Origin of the sequence: Flavobacterium sp. ZB4R12 (genome assembly GCF_048276375.1) — a bacterium.
Taxonomy (GTDB): domain Bacteria; phylum Bacteroidota; class Bacteroidia; order Flavobacteriales; family Flavobacteriaceae; genus Flavobacterium; species Flavobacterium gawalongense.
In genome coordinates this window covers 42,235-67,442 of the sequence record NZ_JBLNKS010000008.1, presented here as the reverse complement: position 1 = coordinate 67,442, position 25,208 = coordinate 42,235, and the positions used below count along the sequence as shown (strand labels likewise).

19 protein-coding genes are annotated in these 25,208 nt (G+C 33.3%); 15 read left to right on the top strand and 4 right to left on the bottom strand.

Going from position 1 to position 25,208, the window contains the following annotated elements:
- Nucleotides 1-10 precede the first annotated feature (10 nt).
- Entirely contained in the window at nucleotides 11-3,076 is a 3,066-nt protein-coding gene (locus tag ACNO7W_RS07430; RefSeq protein ID WP_417937616.1) for a SusC/RagA family TonB-linked outer membrane protein, read from the bottom strand.
- 203 nt (nucleotides 3,077-3,279) lie between these two features.
- Complete coding sequence (locus tag ACNO7W_RS07425) at nucleotides 3,280-7,572, bottom strand: hybrid sensor histidine kinase/response regulator transcription factor (RefSeq protein WP_417937615.1); 4,293 nt, start codon at nucleotides 7,570-7,572, stop codon at nucleotides 3,280-3,282.
- Nucleotides 7,573-7,870: 298 nt separating this feature from the next.
- Between ACNO7W_RS07425 and ACNO7W_RS07420 the strand changes: the two genes are divergently transcribed.
- Nucleotides 7,871-8,653: an RMD1 family protein gene (locus ACNO7W_RS07420; RefSeq protein ID WP_417937614.1), complete on the top strand. Its 783-nt coding sequence runs from the start codon at nucleotides 7,871-7,873 to the stop codon at nucleotides 8,651-8,653.
- Nucleotides 8,654-9,006: 353 nt separating this feature from the next.
- Entirely contained in the window at nucleotides 9,007-9,717 is a 711-nt protein-coding gene (locus ACNO7W_RS07415) for a DUF4339 domain-containing protein (RefSeq protein WP_143388114.1), read from the top strand.
- Nucleotides 9,718-9,719: 2 nt separating this feature from the next.
- Here ACNO7W_RS07415 and ACNO7W_RS07410 read toward each other — a convergent pair whose 3' ends face one another.
- Entirely contained in the window at nucleotides 9,720-10,292 is a 573-nt protein-coding gene (locus tag ACNO7W_RS07410; RefSeq protein ID WP_417937613.1) for a DNA polymerase ligase N-terminal domain-containing protein, read from the bottom strand.
- A gap of 295 nt (nucleotides 10,293-10,587) precedes the next feature.
- On the opposite strand from ACNO7W_RS07410, the gene ACNO7W_RS07405 reads away from it, so the two are divergent.
- Nucleotides 10,588-11,658, top strand: a complete 1,071-nt coding sequence (locus ACNO7W_RS07405) for a DUF3667 domain-containing protein (protein ID WP_417937612.1) — start codon at nucleotides 10,588-10,590, stop codon at nucleotides 11,656-11,658.
- 47 nt (nucleotides 11,659-11,705) lie between these two features.
- Here the strand turns inward: ACNO7W_RS07405 and ACNO7W_RS07400 are convergent, their stop codons facing one another.
- Nucleotides 11,706-12,071 carry a hypothetical protein gene (locus ACNO7W_RS07400; protein WP_143388117.1) on the bottom strand — a complete coding sequence of 122 codons (366 nt, stop codon included), beginning with the start codon at nucleotides 12,069-12,071 and terminating at the stop codon, nucleotides 11,706-11,708.
- A gap of 325 nt (nucleotides 12,072-12,396) precedes the next feature.
- Between ACNO7W_RS07400 and ACNO7W_RS07395 the strand changes: the two genes are divergently transcribed.
- The 12 genes from ACNO7W_RS07395 to ACNO7W_RS07340 all read left to right on the top strand — a co-directional run bounded on the left by ACNO7W_RS07395 (nucleotide 12,397) and on the right by ACNO7W_RS07340 (nucleotide 24,604).
- Entirely contained in the window at nucleotides 12,397-12,657 is a 261-nt protein-coding gene (locus tag ACNO7W_RS07395) for a heavy-metal-associated domain-containing protein (protein WP_143388118.1), read from the top strand.
- Between the two features lie 105 nt (nucleotides 12,658-12,762).
- A complete protein-coding gene (locus ACNO7W_RS07390; RefSeq protein WP_143388119.1) occupies nucleotides 12,763-13,146 on the top strand; it encodes a hypothetical protein in 384 nt (127 codons plus the stop codon).
- A 491-nt stretch (nucleotides 13,147-13,637) separates the two neighbouring features.
- A complete protein-coding gene (locus ACNO7W_RS07385) occupies nucleotides 13,638-13,970 on the top strand; it encodes an ArsR/SmtB family transcription factor (RefSeq protein ID WP_143388120.1) in 333 nt (110 codons plus the stop codon).
- A gap of 103 nt (nucleotides 13,971-14,073) precedes the next feature.
- Nucleotides 14,074-14,544, top strand: a complete 471-nt coding sequence (locus ACNO7W_RS07380) for a DUF6428 family protein (protein WP_143388121.1) — start codon at nucleotides 14,074-14,076, stop codon at nucleotides 14,542-14,544.
- A 17-nt stretch (nucleotides 14,545-14,561) separates the two neighbouring features.
- Nucleotides 14,562-15,191, top strand: coding sequence for a low molecular weight phosphatase family protein (locus ACNO7W_RS07375; RefSeq protein ID WP_417937611.1), 630 nt, complete (start codon nucleotides 14,562-14,564; stop codon nucleotides 15,189-15,191).
- 5 nt (nucleotides 15,192-15,196) lie between these two features.
- Nucleotides 15,197-16,264, top strand: coding sequence for an ACR3 family arsenite efflux transporter (arsB, locus tag ACNO7W_RS07370; protein WP_417937610.1), 1,068 nt, complete (start codon nucleotides 15,197-15,199; stop codon nucleotides 16,262-16,264).
- A 308-nt stretch (nucleotides 16,265-16,572) separates the two neighbouring features.
- Complete coding sequence (gene nirB, locus ACNO7W_RS07365; RefSeq protein ID WP_417937609.1) at nucleotides 16,573-19,080, top strand: nitrite reductase large subunit NirB; 2,508 nt, start codon at nucleotides 16,573-16,575, stop codon at nucleotides 19,078-19,080.
- A 157-nt stretch (nucleotides 19,081-19,237) separates the two neighbouring features.
- The gene (nirD, locus tag ACNO7W_RS07360; RefSeq protein ID WP_143388124.1) at nucleotides 19,238-19,615 is read left to right on the top strand and encodes a nitrite reductase small subunit NirD; all 378 of its coding nucleotides are present in this window, start codon (nucleotides 19,238-19,240) and stop codon (nucleotides 19,613-19,615) included.
- Nucleotides 19,616-19,644: 29 nt separating this feature from the next.
- Nucleotides 19,645-20,232, top strand: coding sequence for a DUF4202 domain-containing protein (locus tag ACNO7W_RS07355; RefSeq protein ID WP_417937608.1), 588 nt, complete (start codon nucleotides 19,645-19,647; stop codon nucleotides 20,230-20,232).
- Nucleotides 20,233-20,244: 12 nt separating this feature from the next.
- Nucleotides 20,245-22,050 carry an ATP-binding protein gene (locus tag ACNO7W_RS07350; protein WP_417937607.1) on the top strand — a complete coding sequence of 602 codons (1,806 nt, stop codon included), beginning with the start codon at nucleotides 20,245-20,247 and terminating at the stop codon, nucleotides 22,048-22,050.
- A 262-nt stretch (nucleotides 22,051-22,312) separates the two neighbouring features.
- Complete coding sequence (locus ACNO7W_RS07345; RefSeq protein WP_143388127.1) at nucleotides 22,313-22,972, top strand: response regulator transcription factor; 660 nt, start codon at nucleotides 22,313-22,315, stop codon at nucleotides 22,970-22,972.
- A 153-nt stretch (nucleotides 22,973-23,125) separates the two neighbouring features.
- A complete protein-coding gene (locus tag ACNO7W_RS07340) occupies nucleotides 23,126-24,604 on the top strand; it encodes an MFS transporter (RefSeq protein ID WP_417937606.1) in 1,479 nt (492 codons plus the stop codon).
- Nucleotides 24,605-25,208: the final 604 nt, after the last annotated feature.

The following is a 25,208-nucleotide window of genomic DNA, read 5'->3' as shown; positions in this document are numbered from 1 at the left end:
AATTTTTTATTTAAAGTTTAACTCTTACTCCAAAAATAAACGACCTAGATTGAGGATATGTTCCTTTGTCAATCAATGAAGTAGATTCCGGATCCAAGCCTGTGTAGTCAGTTATCGTAAATAAATTTTGACCTGACGCATACAAACGCATGTCTTTTATACCAAGAACAGATTTATTAAACGTATACCCAATTTCTAAATTTTTCAATCTCAAATAAGAAGCATCTTCCACAAAAACACTAGAAACATTACCGCCACCATTATTGTTAAAAGTAAGGCGAGGTGTTGTATTACTTGTGCCTTCACCATTCCAGCTATCCAATACGGCTGTTGTAGAATTGAACGGACGGCTATCATAATTTAAGATTTGTTTCAAATCATTGTAACGATCCACCCCTTCTACTCCTTGCAATAAGAAAGAGATATCAAAGTTTTTGTAACTCGCATTAAAATTGACACCGTAAGTTACTTTTGGAATTGGATTACCAATAAAAGTTCTATCATCGGCATTTATTTGTCCATCACTATTTATATCTTTAAACTTAATGTCTCCAGGTTGAGTCCCATTAGTATTCGAAAATAAATGAGAACTAACTTCGCCAGTATTTTGATAAATACCATCAAATTGATAGCCATAATACGAACTTATTGCTTGACCAACTTCTGTTTTAGTATGCGTATAATCGTCAGAAATATTTTTTACAAATTCATGAAGTTTGTTCACTTTGTTTGTTAGGGTAGCAATGTTTGCATTTATACCGTATTTAAACTCATGATCATTATTTTGAAAATTTACTCCAAATTCAAGTCCTTTATTGTTTACTTCACCAGCATTTACGTAAGTTCTTTCTATAACTCCCACTGATACTGCAGGTAAGCCCACGGTTAATAAAATATCATCGGTAGTTTTTGTAAAATAATCAGCTGTAAAAGTCAATTTGTTATTCAAGATTCCTAAATCAACTCCAAAGTTAGTTTGCGTAGTAGTTTCCCATTTCAAATCTGGATTACCATAACGTACTACATTTACAACTCCTCCTGTAGAAGATACCAATGTTTCGTAAGCATTATTTGGTAATTCCTGATTTCCGGCTTCACCCCAACTTGCTCTCAATTTTAAATTAGAGATCCAATCTGATTTTTTCATGAAACTTTCTTGAGATACTACCCAACCCGCAGAAACAGATGGGAAATACCCCCATTTATTATTAGGTCCAAATCTTGAAGATGCATCTGCTCTCATGGTTGCTGATGCAAAATATTTGTTGTCATATCCATAAGTCCCAGAAGCAAAATAAGATAACAAACTCCAGTTACTAGCTGATCCTGAACTGTAAGCATTAGTTGTACTTCCATAATCAAGATATCTAAAAGGATCTGTAGTATTGTCAAAATTTTGTCTGCTACCGCCAATTGCTGCCGCTTTGCTATTGATATTTTCCATCCCAAGCAATGCATTTACGCTATGCAATTCTTTGAATGTTTTAACATAATTCAATGTATTCGTAAAAGTAAATGTCATTTCCTGACCTCTATTTTCATCTAAACCATTAGGTCTGTTGTTTCTTCCCAAACCATAATATTGATTAGAAGTGTCATTGATATTGGCATCTCCAAAGTTTGAAGCAAAATTTTTGTTGCGAGAAAATTTGATGTCTACCCCTAAATTACTTTTAAATTTTAAAGATTTATCTCTCAACAAAGCATATTCGCCGTACAAATTTCCAAAAGTTTGAAATGTATTTCTTTTGTCATCTGTAAAGTGAACAATAGCTATTGGATTTGAAGTGTATTCGTAAATTTTACTCCATCCGTCATTAGGTCCTGTATAAAAAGGTAAATCCGTATACGGATTGCTTTCAGTATAAGTTGGATCTGAAACATCTTTATAAACTCCTAAAACTGGAGGACGAATCAATGCATGACGAATAACTCCCGGTACATCTCCACTGGAAGATAATTTATCTTGTTTGGCGTAGCTAATTTGAAGATTAGTTCCCACTTTAAAACGATCTGAAATATCCGCATTAACATTTGATCTAAAATTAAAACGTTCGAATTTGTCATTATCTTCTACCACTATACCATCATGTCCAAAATAACCTCCGGAAATTAAATATTGTACGTTTTCAGAACCACCACTTGCCGAAGCTTGAAAGTTTTTAGATATACCTGTAGTAAATAATTCATCTTGCCAATCAGTGTCTGCTAAATCAGTTCTGTTTCTGTCGGCTGCATAAGGACTAATTGCCGATGCTGCATTTCCGGCAGTATTATGCCAAGCTTGATCTTTTACGGTTAAGTATTGATCCGTGTTCAACATTTTTGGAAGGTTAGTGGCATAGTGAATTCCGGAGTACATATCAACATCAAAACTTGATCTGCCTTTTAGTCCACTTTTGGTCGTAATTAAAACAACTCCACTAGCTGCTCTGGAACCATAAATAGCTCCTGCCGCTGCATCCTTTAATACGGACATCGATTTGATATCCGATTGATTAAGGAAAGAAATATCACGGGTAGGAACACCATCTATAACATAGAGAACATCATTCTTACCAAGAGTTCCTTCACCTCTAATACGCAATTTTATACCATCACCAGGAGCACCAGTATTGGCAGCTACAAAAACACCGGCAACTTGTCCTTGCAAGGCTTGCGCAACATCTGCCACTCTTGTTTTTGAAAGGTCTCCCAGATCAACCGTGCTAACTGCTCCCGTTATGGAGGCTTTCTTTTGACTGGTATACCCTACGACAACAACCTCTTCTAATTTTTGTGAATCTTCAACTAATACAACATTTATTACAGTGTTTCCTTTAACCGGAATTTCTTTGGTTAAAAATCCAATATAACTAAAAACTAAAACAGCATTTGAATCTACATTGTTAATGGTATAATTTCCATCAAAATCAGTTGCTGTATTTACAGCTGTTCCCTTGACAGCAACATTTACTTGTGGCAATGGACCGCTACTATCTGAAACAACACCTTTAACAGTTTGAGCGTACATTACACTCCCTGACAATATTGTCCATAATAAGACCATATTATAAATGACATTTTTTCTCATCATGAGGAAGTGTTAAATTGGTTAATAAATGGAGTGATTTTTTTCATGTTAATAAAAATTAGGTTAATTAAATGCATTAATGGTTTTTTTTGACTTAAAAATCAGTTCATAAAAGTAATTCCAGAGCATAAAAAAAGGTGTACACTATTTCATCAAAAGTGTACACCTGGATTAAAGATGCTGATTTTCAGATTCTTAAAAAATACTTAGCCTTTAGCTTTATACTTAAGCTGATAATTTTTAGGGGTGGTATTGTATATTTTTTTAAACTCACGGTAAAAATAAGAACGGTTATTAAAACCTGATTGATAACATACCTCAGAAACCGTCAATACATTCTTACGCAAAAGTTCAGCCGCATATTTTAATCGTATTGTTCGAATTAAATCACCCGGAGTAAAACCGAAAATCTGTTTGATTTTTCGATACAACTGCGAGTTGCTGATGCCCAATTCTTTTTCGATGAATAAGCTCTGAAGATTTTCATTATCGATATTTTTACGGATCAGTTCAATTACCTTTTTTACAAAATCTTTTTCCTCATTATTTATGGGAAGTGTCGATAGATTTTCGACCAGCGTATCTTGGGTAAAATGTTTTACTATTAACTCTTTTTCTTCCAGCAATTTTTGTATCCTTACTAATAAGTGATCGGGATAAAAAGGTTTCGGGATATAGGAATTAGCACCACTTTCCAAACCTTCAATTCTATGGATAACCGAATCTTTTGCGGTAAGCATAATAAATGGAATATGACAGGTTTTAATGTCCGTTCTGATTTTTTTACAAAGTTCTACCCCATCCATAAATGGCATCATGACATCGCTAATGATAATATCAGGAATTTTATTTTCAAGAATTTCTAAGGCTTCAACACCATTATAGGCTGTAATAATTTTATATTTCTCTCCTAATAAATCATTCAGGAATAAATGAATTTCTTTCTCATCTTCGACTATTAAGACTGTTTTCCGGCTGTCTTCCAACACTTCAAGTGATGAAATTTTATTTGGAGTATCATCAGACTTGCCCGGAATTTCTTCAAGGATATTTTTAAGATGATGAGAAATCAAAACCGGACTCACTTCTACATCCAATTCTTTTTCAGTAAACGCCTCTTTGCTGCAAGGCACCAGAATAGTAAAGGTGGTCTCTTCATTAGGAATGCTTGAAACCAGAATTTCTCCTCGCAACACGGTAACCAGTTTTTTAATATAGGCCAGTCCAATACCCGTTCTAAACATATCGTTTTCCGTTACTGCATTGGTATCCGAAAGAAAAAAGCGATCAAATAAGGAATCTAATTTTTCTTTTGGAATTCCTTTTCCTGTGTTTACAATGGTTATGTTTAATCTTTTTGGATCCTCATCCTGAATGTGAAATTTGAGATCAATTTTTCCATTTTCAGGAGTATATTTAAAAGCATTTGACATCAGGTTGAATAGTATTTTCTCGATTTTATCCTTGTCAAACCATCCCGGCAATGTTGATGGAATGTCAAGATTATAATCGATATTTTTATCTAATGCCCATTCGTCAAACAATTCGGCAATTTGTTCGATCAGGTTTACAAGATCAAATTCCCTTGCCGTTACTTCTAAATAATCATATTCTGCTTTTCTGAATTCCAATAATTGCTGCGTTAGAAACAATAATCTTGAAGAATTACGCTGGATCATCTGTATGAACTTCTGATTTCTTTCGCTGAGATTTGCTGTTTCAGATAGTTTTTGAACAGGCCCGACAATCAAAGTTAAAGGAGTCTGAAACTCATGGGCAACATTCGTAAAAAATGTAAGTCGGTTTTCGTGAAGTTCTTCTTCTCTTTTTCGGAAAAGTATATTTTGGCTCAAGGATTGACGTTTCTTGTAATAACTGAGTACAAACAATATAAAAAGTGCAACCAATACGGAATAGATTACAATAGCAAGATTAGACTGCCAAAACACCGGTTTAATCCGGATATCAATTGCATGAACGGGTTTGCTCCAAACACCATCACTGTTGGACCATTTTATCCACAAGGAATAGTTTCCCTTAGGAACATTGGTGAAGGAAATAATTCTTCGGTTGTTAATGAAATTCCAATTGGTATCAAAATTCATCAATTGATACGCATATTGACATTTTTCATTATTGATATAAGTCAAAGCTGCCAATTCGATGTCAAAAAAGTTTTGATTGTGTTTTAAAACAATCGAAGGATGCGTAACAGCATTAGGCGCTATCACCAATCCCTGATAATAAGGAATCGCTTGATTTTGCCCGCTGATTTTATTAATAAGAATAGCTGGAATAATGGACGATTCTTTTATTTTTTGAGGTAAAAAATAATTAAATCCTTTTATTCCCCCCATAAAAATATAATCTGATTTTGAATCTTGGTAAAAAGCCCCATCGGCAAATTCATTATTTTGAAGGCCTTCATTTTTTGTATAATTAATAAACTTTGATCCGTTAAGGATAAAATTGGATAACCCGAAATTCGTGCTTAACCAAAGATTGGATTTTTTATCCGAAACAATTCCATGAATGGTATTATTAGGAAGTCCTTGTTTAACCGTGAAACTTTTAAAAACTGCTTTCCCATCACTTTTTAAATCTTCTAACAAATTCAACCCAAAGCTAGTCCCTATCCAAAGTCTGTTTTTCGCATCCGTCTGAAGGCACAATATATCATTATTTGACAGGCTTTTCGGATCGTTTAGTATATTTTTATACGTTTGAAATTGGCCCGATTCTTTGTCAAAAAGATTCAAACCTCCTAGTCGGGTTCCAATCCAAAGCTGATTTTGATTCTTCGGAATTATTGAAAAAATAATATTACTGCTTAATGCTTTTTCGCTATTATTAGCTGCAAGGTATTTTTTGAATTCGGTTACTTTTAATTTTTCGCCTGAACGCTCAATTTTACAACGAACCATTCCATAGCCATTCGTTCCAAGCCAAATAAATCCTTTTTCATCCTGATAAATAGTGTACGTTGACTTAAAATAACCACATTGTTCATTCCCAAAAATTTCCGACCAATTAATAAGTTTTGATTTTTTTAAGTCAAAAACAGTAATACCAACTCCATCAGTACCTATAAAAATTAAATCGTCCTTCCCTTTGCGTAAAGCAAATACGGCATTATTAATGGTGCTGTTACTTTCATTGAAGTTTTGGTATTGTAACGGTTTTTCAGCATTCAGATAAAAATCAGAAGGAAAGCGGAATAATCCTTTTCCTTTTGTCCCAACCCAAAAAGAATTTCCTTCTACTTTCAGAAATGCCCTAACAATACCTCCATCCAGTTCCGGAATTTGTGCTTTAGAAATAAGATTGAATGCCTTTTTAAGCGGATACATTTTAAAGATTCCGTCTCCATCGGTTCCTGTCCAAAGTACATTTTCACTTCCTTGAATTAAGGTTGTAATCTTTTGATTCTTCAGGTATTTCAACCATGATTTGTTAGCAATATTACCATTGCTGTCTATAATGAAATAGCCTGATTTACTGGAAATCACCAGCCCTTCCGGAACATGTCCAATACTATTTTCAATATTTTTTTCAGAAAGAATCTGATTTTTTTTATCCAACAAAGAATGTAGAACAGCATTTCCTGTTGTTGAGATAATACAAACTTTCTGATTTGAAACTATTCCAAACGTTTTAACATTGTTTGAAATCAATCTTACTTTTGAAACTGATTTCTTGTTGTTTTTAGTTTCAAGTGACAAAGTATAAAGTTCATTATTCTCAAACAAAACGAGTAATTCACCCGTTGGCGAGAACTCCATTTTTATGACCGCTTTTGTGGAAAGATTTTTGGTTCTTAACAACTGAAATTCAGTTCCGTCAAAGTAACCTATACCCCAATCTTTTACGGCACAAAATACGTTCTTTGAAGCATCAAGTGCCATATTAAATTCTGATTCTGATAATGGTGGCTTATTCTTTCTGGTAAAATAATAACGCTGAAACGTATCCGTTTTTTTATCATACCGATTAATTCCATGCATAGTTAATATCCAAATTCGACCCGCATTATCTTCGTCTATTTTAAGGATTACCTGATTACTCAGACTGTTTTCATTGTCTAATTCGGGTCTGAAAATTTTGAAATTATTTCCGTCATATCGATTTAGTCCATCCCAAGTCCCTATCCAAAGTAAATTTTCGGAATCCTGAAAAATAGCATTAACAGAACTATTTGAAAGTCCTTTAGTATTATCTAATTGTTCTGAAGAGTATTTTAAATCTAAAGTCCTGGATGAATCTAAAAGTGATTTAAGATTCTCATTTTTAACTTCAGGCATCGCAGCTCCTTGAAGACTATGAGTAATTGTCTTGTCTGCCGATTTTTCTTTATTGTTACAAGCAACAAGTCCTATAAAAATAAAGCTGATGAATAAAGTTTTAAATTTCAATGTAAAAAGTGTTTTCTGGATTTTTATTTTGGCTTTTCTGAAATGAATAATATTCATTATAAATACTATTGCATATATTATTTTCATTTTGTTGTTACAGCAGGCATGAAGTTAATATCCCAGTCATTTTAAGGGTACATAACTTATACCAGAAAATAAAATTTAACGAAATCGATATAATTATTAAGTTTTCAAATGTACAAAAAAAAGTTATCCGTAGAATACCATTAAAGAGCATGTGTTTTATGTAAGAATAGAATGTTTTAGCTAAAAATTGTTTTTTTTTAATTATATTTAAAATATAACACTGAATATCAAAGCAACAACATAACCAAAATCTTATATCAAAGTTAAAATTTCTTAAATTTGTATAAAATAGTTTGTTATGGAAATTCGAATCGAAGCTGTTCAAATTGCCGAATCTTTCAATATCAAAAAATTTCGTGGGGATTTTCGTGCCGAAGTCCATTCGGGTTCCACTTCTGAAGTTTTTTATGCATTGGAGGAAAGCGAACGTTATTTGTATGTTTTTGATTATGGCGTGGTGGTCTTTGCCAATTATGATGCTGTAGCCAAAAGTGAATTCGTGGGCTTTATAAAAAATTACGCTACTACTCTGGTGGACTTGGATTTGTCTGAACAGTATCGCATTGAAACCGATGAAAAACTACAAAAGGTCATCGTAAAAAACAATTATGTCACCGTTCCCCAAATAGACTCTTCTTTCCTGCGAATCGTAATGCTTAACATAGGACAATCTGTTGCACTGGAATATTACGAAGTATTGACGGATGAACTCATTACGTCTTCAAAACACTATATACTGGAATTGGAACAACGCGGAAAACTCAGTATCTCCAAAACTAATTTGCTTAAATATATTGGCAAAGTTTTGAACGTCAAAAACAGTATTGTAGATAATTTATATATTCTTGATGACCCCAATCTGGTTTGGGATAATGAAGAACTCAACCTGCTCAACCGCCACCTCAAAGCTAATTTTGATATCAATACCCGTTTTAAAGATCTTGATTACCGTCTCCAAATTGTAGAAAACAATCTTACGCTGTTTACGGATGTACTGAACGTGAGGGAAAGTTCCCGTTTAGAATGGGTTGTCATCATATTAATTGCTCTCGAGATTGTAATTGCCTTGTTTTTTCATTGAAAATCTATAAAATTCACCCACCTGTGAAGTCTCCTAAATCAGATTTACTCTAACTACATCCGTAAACAGCGTGAAAATATTTCTTTGTCTCTTACTATCCTAGACAAACTTATTTTTTGCTATTTTTGTTTTTAAGTAATAAGCATTATATAATGCCGTATTTTGTTTTTTCAAAGTTGGTTACAACTAGTATTGATACTGCGAATTAATCAATTTTATCATGCGACAACAAATCATTCCGATTACTTACAAGGATTTTTTTTAGAAAAATAAAGTAAATTGTATTTTTATATTTTGAATCTGTATAAGACCATTAAAGACACGAGCCAAAAGCGTCCATTAAAATACTATAAATGAAAACCTATTACATTCATAACGGAAGTGAAAACAGCGGCCCATTTGTTTTGGAAGAATTAAAAGCTAAAAAAATTACAAAAACAACTTTGGTATGGTTCGAAGGTATGGACGAATGGAAATATGCCGGTGATATAGACGAATTAAAAAGCATTTTGTTAGTAATACCACCGCCTCTAAAGAATATTCCCCCTTTACCAACAGCGGAGAAAAAAATAGCCAGTCAAACTATTTTGGGCTTAGATAAAAACATCTTTTTTTTAGCTTCTGGGATTTTAGTTTTAATTATAGGAACACTAATTTTCAATACTTATCAAGAAAACAGAAGTATGGAATTAGAGCAAAAAAATCACCAAACCGAATTTCGCAATCAACAAATTGAACTACGGCAAAAAGAAATTGACGAGCAAAAAATACAAATTGCCATCAAAGAAAAAATAGAATCCGAAAGGCTTACAAAAGAAAAAAAAGACTCCATAAATAATAGACTTTTAGAAATCAAGAAAATACTCGTTTCCAACAAGACCAATTTAGAAGAAAATAAAATTAAATTAGCTGACGCTAAAGAGTTTAAATTATTAAGGTCTACAGACGAAAGAGATGAGGATATTAGCCTGATTGAAAATGATATCAACCATTGGCAAAATGAAATTAAAAAACTAGAAAACGAAATGTATCGATTGTATTTAAAACTACAAACCGTTCATTAAAATTATTTTTCTAAACTTTCTAAAGTCACATTAGAAATTACCGATTTGTCTTGTTGCAAAACATCATCATCACTCGCATATTGATCTTTTTTCTTTATCAAAAGCCAAGCATTTTTCTGTTTGATTTTAAGTTTCACCAATGCGAATTCGCCTTTGAGTTTTTTTCCATTTAAAATAAAACCAAGATGTCCTTCTTGTAAATCGGATTTTAATTTATTCTCGATATCTTCTACATCATCTGTAGCAGCTAAGGCATAGGTTCCATTATCCCAAACGATAACATTCCCTGCACCATAATTTCCTTCGGGAATAGTACCTTCAAAATCTTTGTAATCGTAAGGATGATCTTCTACCATGATCGCCAGTCTTTTATCAGCCGGATTCATCGATGGCCCTTTGGGTATGGCCCAACTTTTTAATACTCCGTCCAATTCCAATCGAAAATCATAATGTAAATGGGATGCGGCATGTTTTTGCACTACGAAAATCAATTCGGTTGATGATTTTTTAATTTCACCTTCGGGCTCGGCGGTGGAATTAAAATTACGCTTTTGATTGTATTTATTCAAAGACATAGTAAATTAGGATTAGCGTTGAAATTAATATAAAAGTTACGATTTTAAATTTGTTTCCAGCCTATAAATCTGATTTAATAGCTTTTAAGTCCGCTTCGTAACACAACTACATAAGAAAATCCTCAAATTAAATTTAACGGTCATCAAGCTATACATTGATACTGTTAGAGACAGATGAAGCCTTGTTATGCATCCAATTTAATAGTTAATTAAAGGCTAAATATCCTCCTAACAATTAAAAACAGGCTAAAATTTCAATAGATTTACAATCTCGAATTGATTCCTATTTATACCCATGTCAAAAGAAAAGTTACGAAAAGATAAAACCTGCCTCAACTGTAATCATGAAGTGGAACAACGTTATTGCCCTAACTGTGGACAAGAGAATACTAAAACCAGTAAATCCTTTCATCACCTGTTTATTCATTTCTTTGAAGACTTAACTCATTATGATAATGCATTCTGGAGGACTATTTTTTATTTGTTTTTCAAACCCGCTGCTTTAACAAAAGCCTATGTATCAGGAAAGCGATTGTTTTTTTTGCCACCTATACGACTCTATATTTTTATCAGTTTTATAACTTTCTTATTGATATCAATATTCCCCAATAAAACTGTTAAAATAAAGGATATCCCTAAAGTAAAAATAGGGAACGAGGTTATTGTCCCTACAATAGATTCATTACATATTGAAGAGAAAAGCGTAGACGGCTTAACAAAAGTGGGGATATTATCCCAAAAAAATAACGACACAATAAAAAAAATCTTACAGCAAACAGAAGAAATTGATAAAAAAGAGGTTGCCGATTTTGGATATAAATCCATTAACGAATTAGACTCAATACAAAAAAATGGTACCGAAAAAGTAAAAGTTAGTTCAACCGAATATTGGTTCCTTAAAAAGTGGCTTTCCGTAAAAGAAGAGAATACAAATGAAGAAATTATTGAAAAGTTCAGTGAATCTTTTACCAATAATCTATCAAAGGTATTATTTATGTATATGCCGGTTTTTGCCTTTATTTTATGGCTTTTTCATGATAAAAAAAGATGGCTCTATTTTGATAATGGTATTTTTACCCTACACTATTTTTCTTTCTTGCTTTTACTGATTTTAACTCTATTTTTTATAGACAAACTTTTCCCTGTATTTGGTAGCAACCCGGTTTTGGGTTGGATACATTTTGGTATAAAATCAATTGGTATTTTTTGGATGATTTATTATTTTTTCCCGGCACACCGCCGCTTTTATGGCGAAAATTTTATGCTCTCTTTTTTTAAAAGCAGTGCAATAATTATTATTAATCTAGTAATTATCACTATGTTGATAATTCTATTTGCATTATATACTTACATAAATATTCATTAAAGAATAACTAGAATATATAGTAATCTCATATTAATAAAGGGTTTATTTTAACTCTTATCTCCTGTATTCTCGTCTAAATTGCTGTGATCATCACCGCCTATACTATAATGATTATTTTCTTCATCTTCATTCCCTGAATTTTCCTCTTCGTCATCTAATTCTGATCCGGGAACGTCTAAATCACCTCCGGAGACATCTTCGTTAAAATCTTTTTGATTCAATTCTCTGACGTTATTTATTTCAACTGGTGCCTTATTTTTAGAAATATCTTCCGGATCAATTTCCATTTCTTTATGGAACTGGCTATACATATCTTCGTTTGGAGGATACAAAAGGGAATCCGGCAATTTATCTTTATCTTTCTTATCCGGTTTTTGTTTATCCGGATTCGATTTGTCGTCTTTATTTTTCATTTTTAAACTTTATTTAATTGATTTTAAGAATACTAAGTTAATCATTTTTAAACAAAACACATCTGGTATCTTCTGAAAAAATCATACGATTCTTGCCATTAGCCATTTATCATTCATCCAATCCTGATTCACAATCTTTGTCCACCCTATTCTATAAACGGCTATTCATTCTAAATCCTAAAAAAAGATGCTTTGTCCAATATATTTTTAAAAATAATAGCATCATTTTTTATGTTCTTCCAACATAAATGATTAATTTTAAGCAACTTAATCGGCACTTCAATTATGTATAAACCGTATTGCCAATCTTTAAAAAATAAAAAACATGAGCGTACTAACTGACAATGTAATTCCAGGAAATCACGGTAAAATTTTTGGAACAAATGCTATGGAAGATTCCGATTTAATGGAAATTAAAGCCAGCTTATTGGAATTAGACGGAATAAAAGATGTGTTGCTGAATACCGAAATATTTCCCCGAGAATTCACAGTACACACATCCAAAATGGTATCCATAAGTGATATTGAAAACAAAGTAAAATCAGTGGGCTTTCACGCTATTCCAAAAGATTTATTTGAGCTTTAATATTTTGGAATAAATTTTCCCCAATTCTTTGCCTTTTGCAATTTCTACTAAAATAAAAAACAACTCAGATTCAATTAATCTCAAATTATTTAAAAAAGACGAAAAATGGAAACTAAAAAAACAATTTATCAATTACACGAAGAACACAAAACGTGGTTAAACAAACTTTTGTTTTATAAAGATGAACTTAAAATTATGGATAATCGAATTTTGGAAGTGGCAAAAAAAAACACTTCTAAAGAAGTACGCTCCTTAGCTGATCATTTTAATAATCAGCTGATTATTCAAAAGGAACAGATTGACATCTTAAATCATGATATTAAAAGTCACGAATTGTATCTTGAAGCAGCAGCGCTTGATAATCCTAATGGTATTGATAATGAAAAATTTTCAGACCATAAAAGGCACCGAGAAAGTATCGCTATTTTTGAGAAACTATTTAAAGATTTGAGAGAAGATTTGATTGATTTTCTATCGAAATGGATGTGAATTGGATGATTTGCAAAAATTAGAAGCGTATTTTTTGAAAAAAAATGTAAAAAACTATTCCTTCGGCTACCGTCTGGACACAAATTTTTTATACATTAGAATAGAACACAGATTTGACAGATTAGACGGATTGTCACAGATTTTTTGATTATAACATGAAAAATCCAACATGATTATGACACTTCGGGACACTACTTTTTTAATTAGAAAAGAACAAATTTAAATCTGTGTTAATTTGTTCGATCCGTGTTATCTGTGTTCTATTTTTAGATGTGTCCAGACGGTAGATTCCTTCGGAGTTTTTTTATTGTCGAATAAATTTTAAATTTTATTTGGAAACCATATCCTTTGCAAGCATCAACTTCAAAATGCTTGCCATACTATTGGCTATAGTAAACCAGACAGCCAATTAAAAATTTAAACAAAAATTATTATTCTAAATTTGGTTTTTATATATCTATATTGTAATATTGCAATATAAATATATAACAATGGGAATTACTAAATCAGAACATTTCACAGACGAGCAAAACGAATTAGCAACATTGGCAAAAGCCATTGGCCATCCTGCCCGAATTGCCATAATAGAACACCTTATAAAAGTGAACAGTTGCGTATGCGGTGATATCGTAAACGAACTGCCTCTGGCGCAACCTACCGTTTCGCAACACTTGAAGGAACTAAAAAACGCCGGACTTATAAAAGGCAATTTTGAAGGAAATGCCATTTGTTATTGCCTCAACGAAGAAGGTTTTAATAAAATAAAAGGCTTTTTTCAGCACATAAACACCTATTTAGAAAACAAGAAAAATCAATGTTGTTAATTTTTAAATTATAAAAAAATGAAATCGCCATGACTCAAAAAAAACAATATAATGTAGGAATGGCGATACCATATTCCGTTGAAAAAACAAATATTATCTTCATATGAAACTATCAGAAATTAAAAAACAGTTGAGCACGCTAGAAAACGTTGCTTTTGTATTGCCAAACGGAACTTATGTTCCAGAACATTTTCACGTAACTGAAGTAGGTTTAATCACCAAAAACTTTATTGACTGCGGCGGAAAAGTACGAAAAGAAACCGTTGTTAACTTCCAATTATGGGATGCCAATGACTTCGAACACCGTTTAAAACCACAAAAACTTTTGGACATCATCGCTCTTTCAGAAAAAGTATTGGGTATTGAAGATTATGAAGTTGAAGTAGAATTCCAAGCAGAAACTATTGGTAAATATGATATTGGTTTCAACGGGGAAGAGTTTACCTTACTAAACAAACAAACAGCTTGTTTGGCTCAAGATCAATGTGGCATTCCAGCAGAAAAACAAAAAGTAAAATTATCCGAAATTTCAACGCAATCAAACTGCTGTACTCCTGGAGGAAGCTGTTGCTAATTTTTTAAAACCGTCAAATGACTTTAACCAAAACAATCGTATTTCCAGAAATCGAAAAAGTAATCCGTGCTTTTGATTTTGAAAGCATTTCAGCAGAGCGCAAAATTATTTTGCAACCGCTTATTGATTTTATCCAAGACAAAGTTACCAACCAACAAGAAGTAAGGCTGAACTTGATTTGTACACACAATTCCAGAAGAAGCCATTTGTCCCAAGTATGGGCACAAACGGCAGCGGCACATTATACTATAAAAAATGTATTTTGTTATTCTGGTGGTACGGAAGCAACGGCTTTATTTCCTATGGCTGCTAAAACATTAGAACAATCAGGTTTTAAAATTAAAACCATTGCAGAAGGGAATAATCCAATTTATACCATAAAATATTCGGAAAACGAACATCCTATTATTGGTTTTTCTAAAACCTATGATGACGATTTTAATCCACAAAGTGAATTTGCAGCGATTATGACTTGTTCACAAGCAGACGGAGGTTGCCCGTTTATTGCAGGTGCCGAAAAACGTATTCCGATTACTTTTGAAGATCCAAAAGCATTTGATAATACGCCACAACAAGCAGAAAAATATCAGGAACGCAGTTTACAAATTGCAACCGAAATGTTTTATGTATTCTCCCAAATCAAATAATAATTATGTCTGCAAATAATTGTGCTCCAGTAGTAGAACGAAAAAAATTAGGTTTCCTCGATAGCTACCTCACTCTTTGGATATTTCTTTCCATGGCCGTTGGTGTAGCCATTGGAAACTTTATCCCTTCCAGTGGAAATTTCATCAACTCCTTTTCAAGCGGAACCACTAATATTCCGCTAGCCATTGGACTTATCCTGATGATGTATCCGCCATTGGCAAAAGTAAAATACGAACAAATGGGGGAAGTGTTCCAAAATACAAAAGTATTGGGTGTTTCCCTATTCCTGAATTGGATTATAGGACCAATTTTAATGTTTTCATTGGCATTGCTTTTCTTAAAAGGTTACCCAGAATATATGATTGGCGTAATCCTAATTGGACTGGCTCGTTGTATCGCTATGGTAGTTGTTTGGAATGATCTGGCCGATGGAAATAGAGAATATGCCGCGGGACTTATTGCCTTAAACAGTATTTTTCAGGTATTACTTTACAGTGTATATGCCTATATTTTCATTACCATTCTCCCTCCCTATTTTGGTTATAATGGATTTGAAGTCAACATTAGCATTGGACAAATTGCAGAAAGTGTTGGAATATACTTAGGAATTCCTTTTGCATTGGGCATTATCAGTCGGTATGCACTAATAAATCTGAAAGGAGAAGAATGGTTTCAAACCAAATACATACCTTTTATTTCTCCAATAACACTAATTGCGTTACTATTTACCATAGTAGTTATGTTCAGCTTAAAAGGAGAATTAATTGTTCAAATTCCAATGGATGTAATTCGTATTGCGATTCCGTTAGTGATCTATTTTACTGTGATGTTTGTCATTAGTTTTTTCATTGGGAAATATTTTGGTGCCGATTATTCAAAATCTACCGCTATAGCTTTTACAGCAACCGGAAATAATTTTGAGTTGGCTATTGCAGTCGCAATCGGAGTTTTTGGAATCAATAGTGGACAAGCTTTTGCAGGCGTCATAGGCCCATTGGTTGAAGTTCCAGCATTAGTTTCATTGGTAAATGTGGCTTTTTGGTTCAGAAAAAGATACTATCAATCTAAGTAATTTCAAAAAGAAAAATTTTAAAATATAAGTACACCATTTTAAATTAATACAAAGCTCCCAGACACCGTTTGGAAGCTTTTTTTTGTTCGGTGCCATTTGATTAAAAAATACGATTGTGCAATAAATTACAGCTTGAATTAAGGAAATACAAAATATTTATTTCAGAAAAAGAGACCTTTAATTATAAATATCATATTTAAAATACCTTTTTTTAAATAATTACCAATTAATTCTAAAAATACAAAATTAAATATCTAAATTAAGTATTAATACTTATATTTGCTTAATAATACTTAATTAATGAGATTATGATTAAAGTAATAGTAGTCGGAAACGGCATGGTAGGTTACAAATTTTGTGAAAAATTCATTGCAAAATCAGGACAGGAAGAATATCAAATCACCGTATTTGGAGAGGAACCAAGACGCGCCTATGATAGAGTTCATTTGAGTGAATACTTTGCAGGTAAAAGCGCTGACGACTTATCATTATCAACCTCAAATTGGTATAAAGAAAATAATATTACTCTAAATACTTCTGAGTTAATTACTGATATTAATAGAGAACAAAAAACGATACATACCCATTTAGAAAAAACGCATACTTACGACTACTTAGTTCTAGCAACAGGTTCGTCTGCTTTTGTGCCACCTATAGAAGGAGTTGATAAAGAAGGTGTTTTTGTATACAGAACTATTGAGGATCTGGATGCGATTATGGCTTATGCTAAAAAAATAAAGCAAAACGGCGCTACTGAAGCTGCTGTTTTAGGTGGAGGATTACTAGGACTTGAAGCTGCTAAAGCGGTACGGGATTTAGGCTTGAATCCTCATGTAGTGGAATTTGCCCCTCGATTGATGCCAAGACAGCTTGACAAAGGAGCGAGTGATATGTTGCAATCAAAAATTGAGGAACTTAATATTAGCATTCACCTTAACAAATCAACACAATATATTGCAGGAGAAGATGCTATAACAGGAATGATGTTCGAAGAGAATGAACTCCTAAAAGTAGATATGCTGGTGATTTCTGCGGGAATAAAACCTCGTGACGAATTAGGAAGGGTTTCAGGACTTGAAGTAGGTGTTAGAGGCGGAATTGTAGTAAATAATAAAATGCAATCTTCAGATCCTAATATCTTTGCTATAGGTGAAGTGGCATTGTACAATCACATGATATATGGTCTTGTAGCGCCAGGATATGAAATGGCCGATGTTGCGGCTGAACAAATCCTGCAACGAGATAAAACGATGAGGGAAACCATCGATATGTCTACACAATTAAAATTAATTGGTGTTGAAGTTGCGAGTTTTGGTGATCCTTTTATAGAAAATGAGGATGTGACCGCGATTGTTTACGAAAACAAATTAAGTGGAATTTATAAAAGAATCAATGTCACCAAAGATTCCAAAACCCTGTTGGGTGGAATTCTAGTAGGTGATTCAAGTGATTATAATGCCTTGTTCCAAATTTACAGCAATGCCATGCCATTGCCTAAAAATCCGGAAGATTTGATTTTGGGTTCAAGAGGCGGAGGAAGCTCCACTATGGGAAGCGCCATGGATTTACCGGACTCTGCTGTAATTTGTTCTTGTGAAAATGTAACCAAAGGAGCTATTTGTTGTTCAATTATCGACGAAACATCTTCTAATCTTTCAGACGTCATTAAATTGACCAAAGCCACTACAGGTTGTGGTGGATGCAAGCCAATGGTTGCAGATTTAGTGAAAGAAACTCAAAAATCATTAGGAAAAGAAGTCAAAGATGTGGTTTGTGAGCATTTTGCTTATAGCAGACAAGAACTATATGATATCGTAAAAATCAACAAATTTACCAATCACAATGAAGTATTGGGAACTGTTGGAAAAGGAGATGGATGTGAAATCTGTAAACCTGTTTTATCTTCTATATTCTCCAGTATATATAATGATACTGCAAACAAACATATTCCTGAACAAGATTCAAACGACAGATTCTTAGCTAACATTCAACGTAATGGAACGTATTCTGTTGTACCTAGAGTTACAGGAGGGGAAATTTCAGCTGATAAACTAATCATACTCGGCGAAGTAGCAAAAAAATATAATCTATATACCAAAATTACCGGAGGACAACGTATTGACTTATTTGGTGCCGAATTAAATGACTTACCTGCAATTTGGAAAATATTAATAGACAATGGGTTTGAAAGTGGTCATGCTTATGGTAAATCACTTCGTACAGTAAAAAGCTGTGTAGGTAATACTTGGTGTCGTTACGGAATGGACGACAGTACCACTTTTGCTATTGAGCTGGAAAACAGATACAAAGGATTGCGCTCACCTCATAAAATAAAAGGAGGGGTTTCAGGTTGTATTAGAGAATGTGCAGAAGCCAGAGGAAAAGATTTTGGAATTATTGCTGTAGATGGAGGTTGGAATTTATACATCTGTGGTAATGGAGGAGTAAATCCAAAACACGCTGTTCTATTTGCAGAACAAGTTGACAAAGAAACTTGTTTCAAATATTTAGACCGTTTCTTGATGTATTATATCCGTACAGCTGGACCATTAGTACGTACTTCTACTTGGTTAGAAAAACTGGAAGGTGGATTAGATTACTTAAAACAAGTGGTAATCGAAGACCGCTTAGGAATTGCAGGAGCTTTAGATAAAGAAATGCAAGGTTTAGTAGATACTTACGCATGTGAATGGACTCAAGTTATTGAAAATCCTGAATTGCAAAAACGTTTTACCCATTTTACCAATTCTGAAGAAAGAGATGATACTATTGAATTTGTACCTATAAGAGATCAAAAAATGCCAAGACCTTGGTAATCCTCACCCCAGCCCTCTCCAAAGGAGAGGAAGCAAAATAAAAAAATAGAATTCATAATTCTTAATAATAAATTACCATAAAAATTAACTCTTTCCACTCTCGACTCCCTCTCCTTTGGAGAGGACTGGGGTGAGGAAAAATTAAAATACTATTCAAATGGAAGATATTCTAAATCAATACAAAACCGTAAACCTAAACGAAGTAAAAGTATGGTTCAAAGCAGGAAAAACATCCGATTTTCCTAGTGATGGTGGTGGTTGTATCAAATACAAAAACAAGCAGATCGCTATTATAAAATTTGACCGAAGAAACGAATGGTACGCCTGTCAAAATTTATGCCCTCATAAAATGGAAATGGTGCTTTCAAGAGGGATGATTGGCTCTGCGGGTGATATTCCTAAAATTGCTTGCCCATTACACAAAAATACATTTTCTCTAATAGATGGTTCTAATCTCAATGGTGAAAATCCAAAAATAGCCATCTATCCGGTAAAAATTGTAGATGATGAGGTATTCGTTGGCTTTTTGGAATAATTATGTATCTTTGATTTTAAACATTTCAAATGACGACAACTCCATTCCAGAACGCCAGTACTTGGATTGATGCAGAAAATGCTCAAGACCCAAACCACGAAACATACCAATCCAAAACGGATCCAAAAGAATTATTATATTCTAATAGAATGTATGAAAGGCTGATGGATTTTCATCCAAATGCATCCGAAGCCGTTCAGATTGCCTCCAAAGCACAACACATTTGCCGTTGGAAAATAGCCCGGGAATCCTACCCTATGGATCGCGTGGGTTATTTAAAATGGCGCGAAGATTTGAAAAAATTTCATGCCAAAACAACGGCTGTTATTTTAGAAAAAGCAGGTTACAATGAGGAATTTATTGCCAGAGTTTCTTTTCTAATCGAAAAAAAACTACTTAAAAAAGACGAAGAAACACAACTCTTGGAAGATGTAATATGCTTAGTGTTTCTTGAGTATTATTTAGACCCTTTTGTTCACAAACACGATAGGGAAAAAATGAAAAATATCATTCTGAAAACTTGGAATAAAATGTCTGAAAAAGGACATCAAGAGGCACTAAAAATAAACTTTAGCCCTGAAAATCTTGAATTGATAAAAGAGGCCCTTGGATTGTAATTCGATTTCTTTATGAAAAGCCCTAAAGAATCCATCGATACCATTTCATTCAAAAATTTACGGCGATTGTATCTTTTCGCCTTATTAACTATTGCCATTACGGTACTGTTGAGCCAATTGCTGATACAATACAATCTCAACAGTCAGTTGAGTGATTCGCGAATCATCAACATTTCAGGAAAACAAAGAATGTTGAGTCAGAAATTGACAAAAGAAGTTTTGATTTTGAATTTCGTAACGGATACTGCCAAAAGCAAACAAGAAATCATTCGAATCAATGAAACCATTTCGCTTTGGAAGTTTAACCATTATGCTTTGGAAAACGGTAATGACAGCCTTGGTTTCCCAAAAGAAAAAAGCGTAGCCCTTTCCAAATTATTTAAGGCAATCAAACCTAATTTTGACAGCATCGTAAACGCCACAACTCTTTTTTTAGAAAACAAAAAAGCTTATAAAAACGAACCCGAAAATCAAAAACTAGTACAAACCATTCTTGAAAATGAAGGCATCTTCCTTTCCAAAATGAACCAAATTGTGGGCGAGTACGACAAAGAAGCACTCGAGAAAGTAACACTGCAAAGCAAAACGGAATATGCAATTTTACTATTTACCCTATTGGTTTTGTTATTGGAATTCCTGTTTATTTTCAAACCCACAAACCAAAAAGTAGAAAAACTTATTTCTAAACTTTTATCCTCCGAAAAAACGGCATTAAAACTCGCTTACAACACTGAAATAATTAGTGAGATAAAAGAAAATTCAGTCAAAGAATTGAAATCACTCAATTACGCCATGGAGAATACCCTGCTCTATTGCCGTGTTGCCCCTGATGGTTCCCTAATACATATTGGTGAGAAATTCTCAAAACTGCTTCAGTACAACCCATTCATTTCAGATAAAACCTTTTCTCAGGTTTTGACTCCAATAGAAAAAGAGCAACTCGTAATCGACCGGATTATTTCCGAGAAACAACGCAGTGGCTGGCAAGGTGAACTCAATATCACCAATAGAAATGGAGAATCTATTTGGTTGGACTTATCAATGGTTCCCGTAACCATAAAAAAAGAGGAGTCCGAATTATTGATTATCTGTTTTGATATTACCGAACGTAAAAAAGCGGAACAGGAAGTCGAGCGATTGAATACCGAAAATGTAACCGATAAAATAAACCAACAGAAAATTATTTCGAGTAAAATTGTCGAAAATCAGGAAAACGAACAAAACAGGATTGCCAGAGAAATTCATGATGGAATCGGGCAAATGCTTACCGGATTAAAATTTAGTTTGGAAAGCATCAATCTGGATGATAAAGAAAAAGCAGCTCAAAAAATAGAGTACTTAAAAAAATTATCACTTGATATCATAAAAGGGGTTCGTACCGCTACCTTCAACTTAATGCCCCCGGAATTGAGCGATCATGGTATTGTTTCCTCCATTGCAAAATTGGCTCAGGAATTATCAAAATTGACAGGAAAGAATATTCTTTTTTACAATAAAACCAATTTTGACAAACGACTCGATTCTTTGATTGAAATCAACATCTATCGACTGACTCAGGAAGCCATTAACAACGCTTTAAAATATGCCGATTCCACACATATTATTGTACAATTATCTCATAGTAATTCTATTTTGAGCATTACAATTGACGATAACGGAAAAGGATTTGATATTAATGGGGCTGAAAAGAAGAGAAACAGCGAGTCCGGAATGGGGTTGGTTTTTATGAAAGAAAGAATCCAATATATTAATGGTCGGGTTTTCATTAACTCTATTCCAGGAGAAGGGACTCGTATTACTTTTAATATTCCCATTTAAAGAGGAATGACAAAAAGTAATTCTCAGATCCCAAATAAATTTCAATCCCGAAGCTTCGGGACAGAAAACTTAAAATTTCAAACCTTAGCAAGCTCAAATGAATTATTTATTTACGGTACGTGTACGTGAGGTTTCAAAAATTGAAAAATTGGAATTAATTTGAAATTTGTCTTTTGTTTTTGCCTTTTGTTTAAATTACGTATCTTAGCCATTATTTTAAGTTAATATACGTAATAATTAAGATTTAAAAATTAAGTAAGTTATGAGTAATACTATTCGAGTTGTTCTTGCGGATGATCATGTATTTGTAAGAGATGGTATCAAATCATTATTAGAAAACGAAGTAAACATAGAAGTTGTAGGCGAAGCTACGGATGGTTTAGAAGCACTTAAAATACTGGGAATCAGCAAACCTGACTTACTGATTTTAGACATTCGTATGCCCAATTTAACCGGTATTGAAGTGGTTGAAAAATTGAGAAGCCAAAACAATACAGTAAAAATTGTTATGCTTTCCATGCATGAATCGGAAGAATACGTATTAAAATCAATTAAAGCAGGAGCCGATGGTTATTTACTAAAAGGTTCCAGTAAAGAAGAATTTCTTAAAGCACTTCATACCGTTGCTAATGGTGGAAAATATTTTAGTGGCGACATCTCTTCTATATTAATAGGCCAACTTAGTAATCCGGCTGCATCTATGGAAACTAAGCAAATATTGGACGAAGAAATGCTGATAACCAAAAGAGAAAAAGAAATCCTTAAACTTTTATTATCCGGAAAAGGCAATAAAGAAATTGCGGAAGCTTTAGACATCAGCAAACGTACTGCAGAGGTTCACCGTTTTAATTTGATGAAAAAATTAAAAGTAAAAAACCTGATGGAACTTTCTAATAAAGCAACTGAATATTCTTTATTGTAATCTTTCTTTTTGCAGAAAAATCTTTCCAATTCCTTAAAGACTACGTATATTTAGATAAATTAAGTATAAATACTTAATTATTTACATAAACTGCGAAAACGCAGGTTTTTACCAAGTTCTTGTACTTACATTTGTAAAAAAAATATAAGTATTATGAAAAATTCAAATTCTTTATCCCAATCCCATAAAATTTTGGTTTTAAATACACTTGCATTTACTGTATGTTTTGCTTGTTGGACTTTAAATGGTGTTTTAGTAACATTCCTAATAGACAATGGAATTTTTAAATGGAGTGTTGTCCAAGTGGGCTGGCTTCTTGGAATTCCAATTCTAACGGGTTCCATTATGCGTTTACCAATCGGTATTTTAACTGATAAATTTGGTGGAAAATATGTATTCTCAATATTACTGCTCCTCTGCTCTATTCCTTTGTTTCTGCTTCCTTTAGCTGATAGTTTTTTCATGTTTGCCCTTCTAAGCTTTTTGTTTGGTATGGTAGGAACCAGTTTTGCCGTTGGTATTGGTTATACTTCTATTTGGTATCCAAAAGAATGGCAAGGTAGAGCATTGGGGATTTTCGGAATGGGAAATGCTGGAGCTGCGATAACTACATTTCTTGCGCCTTCTCTATTGAATCATTTTTCAATTGAAGACCCTCAAAATGGTTGGAAATTATTACCGATCATATATGGAGCTGCTCTGGTAGTTATTGGCGTTGTCTTCTTGGTTTTTGCAAAAAACAAAAAAATAGAAAACCAAACAAAAACAGTTTCTCAAATGCTTCAATCCTTAAAAAGCGTACGAGTTTGGAGATTTGGCGCCTACTATTTCTTAGTTTTTGGATGCTTCGTAGCCTATTCACAATGGTTGTTACCAAACTTTATGAACGTATATCAAACCAGTCTTGTCATGGGAGGGTTATTTGCTACCATGTTCAGCTTACCTTCTGGAGTGATTCGTGCTTTTGGTGGTTATTTATCCGATAAATTCGGAGCTCGAAAAGTGATGTATTGGGTATTAGGATCTTCAGTAGTACTAAGCTCTTTATTGATGATTCCAAAAATGGACATTACCACAACAGGTCCTGGTGTAATGGCTACAAAAAAAGGAACTATTACAGCCGTTTCTGATACCAATGTAAAAATCGGAGATAAAGATTTCCCTATCGCTAAAAAGGTGGAAAAACCTATGGAAAACTCTATTTTTCCAACTCGTAATTCTTGGCAACAAGTTGTTGTGACCCAAAATCAAGAGGTAAAGAAAAAAGAATTGGTTGCTAAAGGAATTACTCAAATCCATTTTGATGCGAATATGTGGGTGTACTTAGTTTTAGTAATCCTAATTGGTATTTCTTGGGGAATCGGGAAAGCAGCCGTTTACAAACACATTCCTGAATATTTCCCGACAGAAGTGGGTGTAGTAGGTGGAATGGTAGGTATGATAGGTGGTCTTGGTGGTTTCTTTGGACCAATTATCTTCAGTTATTTATTGACTGCAACCGGAATTTGGTCAAGCTCTTGGATATTTATCCTGCTGTTTTCAGCAATCTGTTTGGTTTGGATGCACATTACAGTAACCAAAATCATGAACGAAAAACAACCTACGCTATCCAGAGAAATGGAACGTAAATAATAAAAAATTATACTTTTTTGAATGGGTTTTATTTGGGTTAAAAAAATTGTTAATAAACACACAAGTAAACTTCATTTAAAAAAGAGCAGCAAAACTTTCAATTCCTCTAGAAAGTTTTTACTTCATGCACAGACGTAACGCTTTCTATTACGGTTTTACGTCTTGTGTAGAAGCTAAAAAATAACCGCAGATTCGCAGATTTTAAAGCTGTGAGTTTGCGGTTTTGTTTTTAATTATTTGAGAAATAATGAAATTTAATTTAGTGTATATTTGAGTTTGATAATAAATACTTGTGATTTATAAGTTGCGTGTATAAATGAGTTACCTGCCATTCTAGAACTACTAACAACGACAGAAAATGAACAGAATTTTGATTCTTTTAATAATTGCACTATTAATCTCTCTTGTAAAAACAACAAGACACAAAATTATGCGATAACTTCAAAAATACCATTATCTGCAAAACCAACTGAGGAGATAGCCACTGAACCAACTATCGAAGATAAACTCAAAAGACACTTCGAACTTTACAGAATTAAACCTTCGATTATAATTAATAGAAGACAATAAAACAGAAATTCAACTCTCAAATCACAAAATAAAA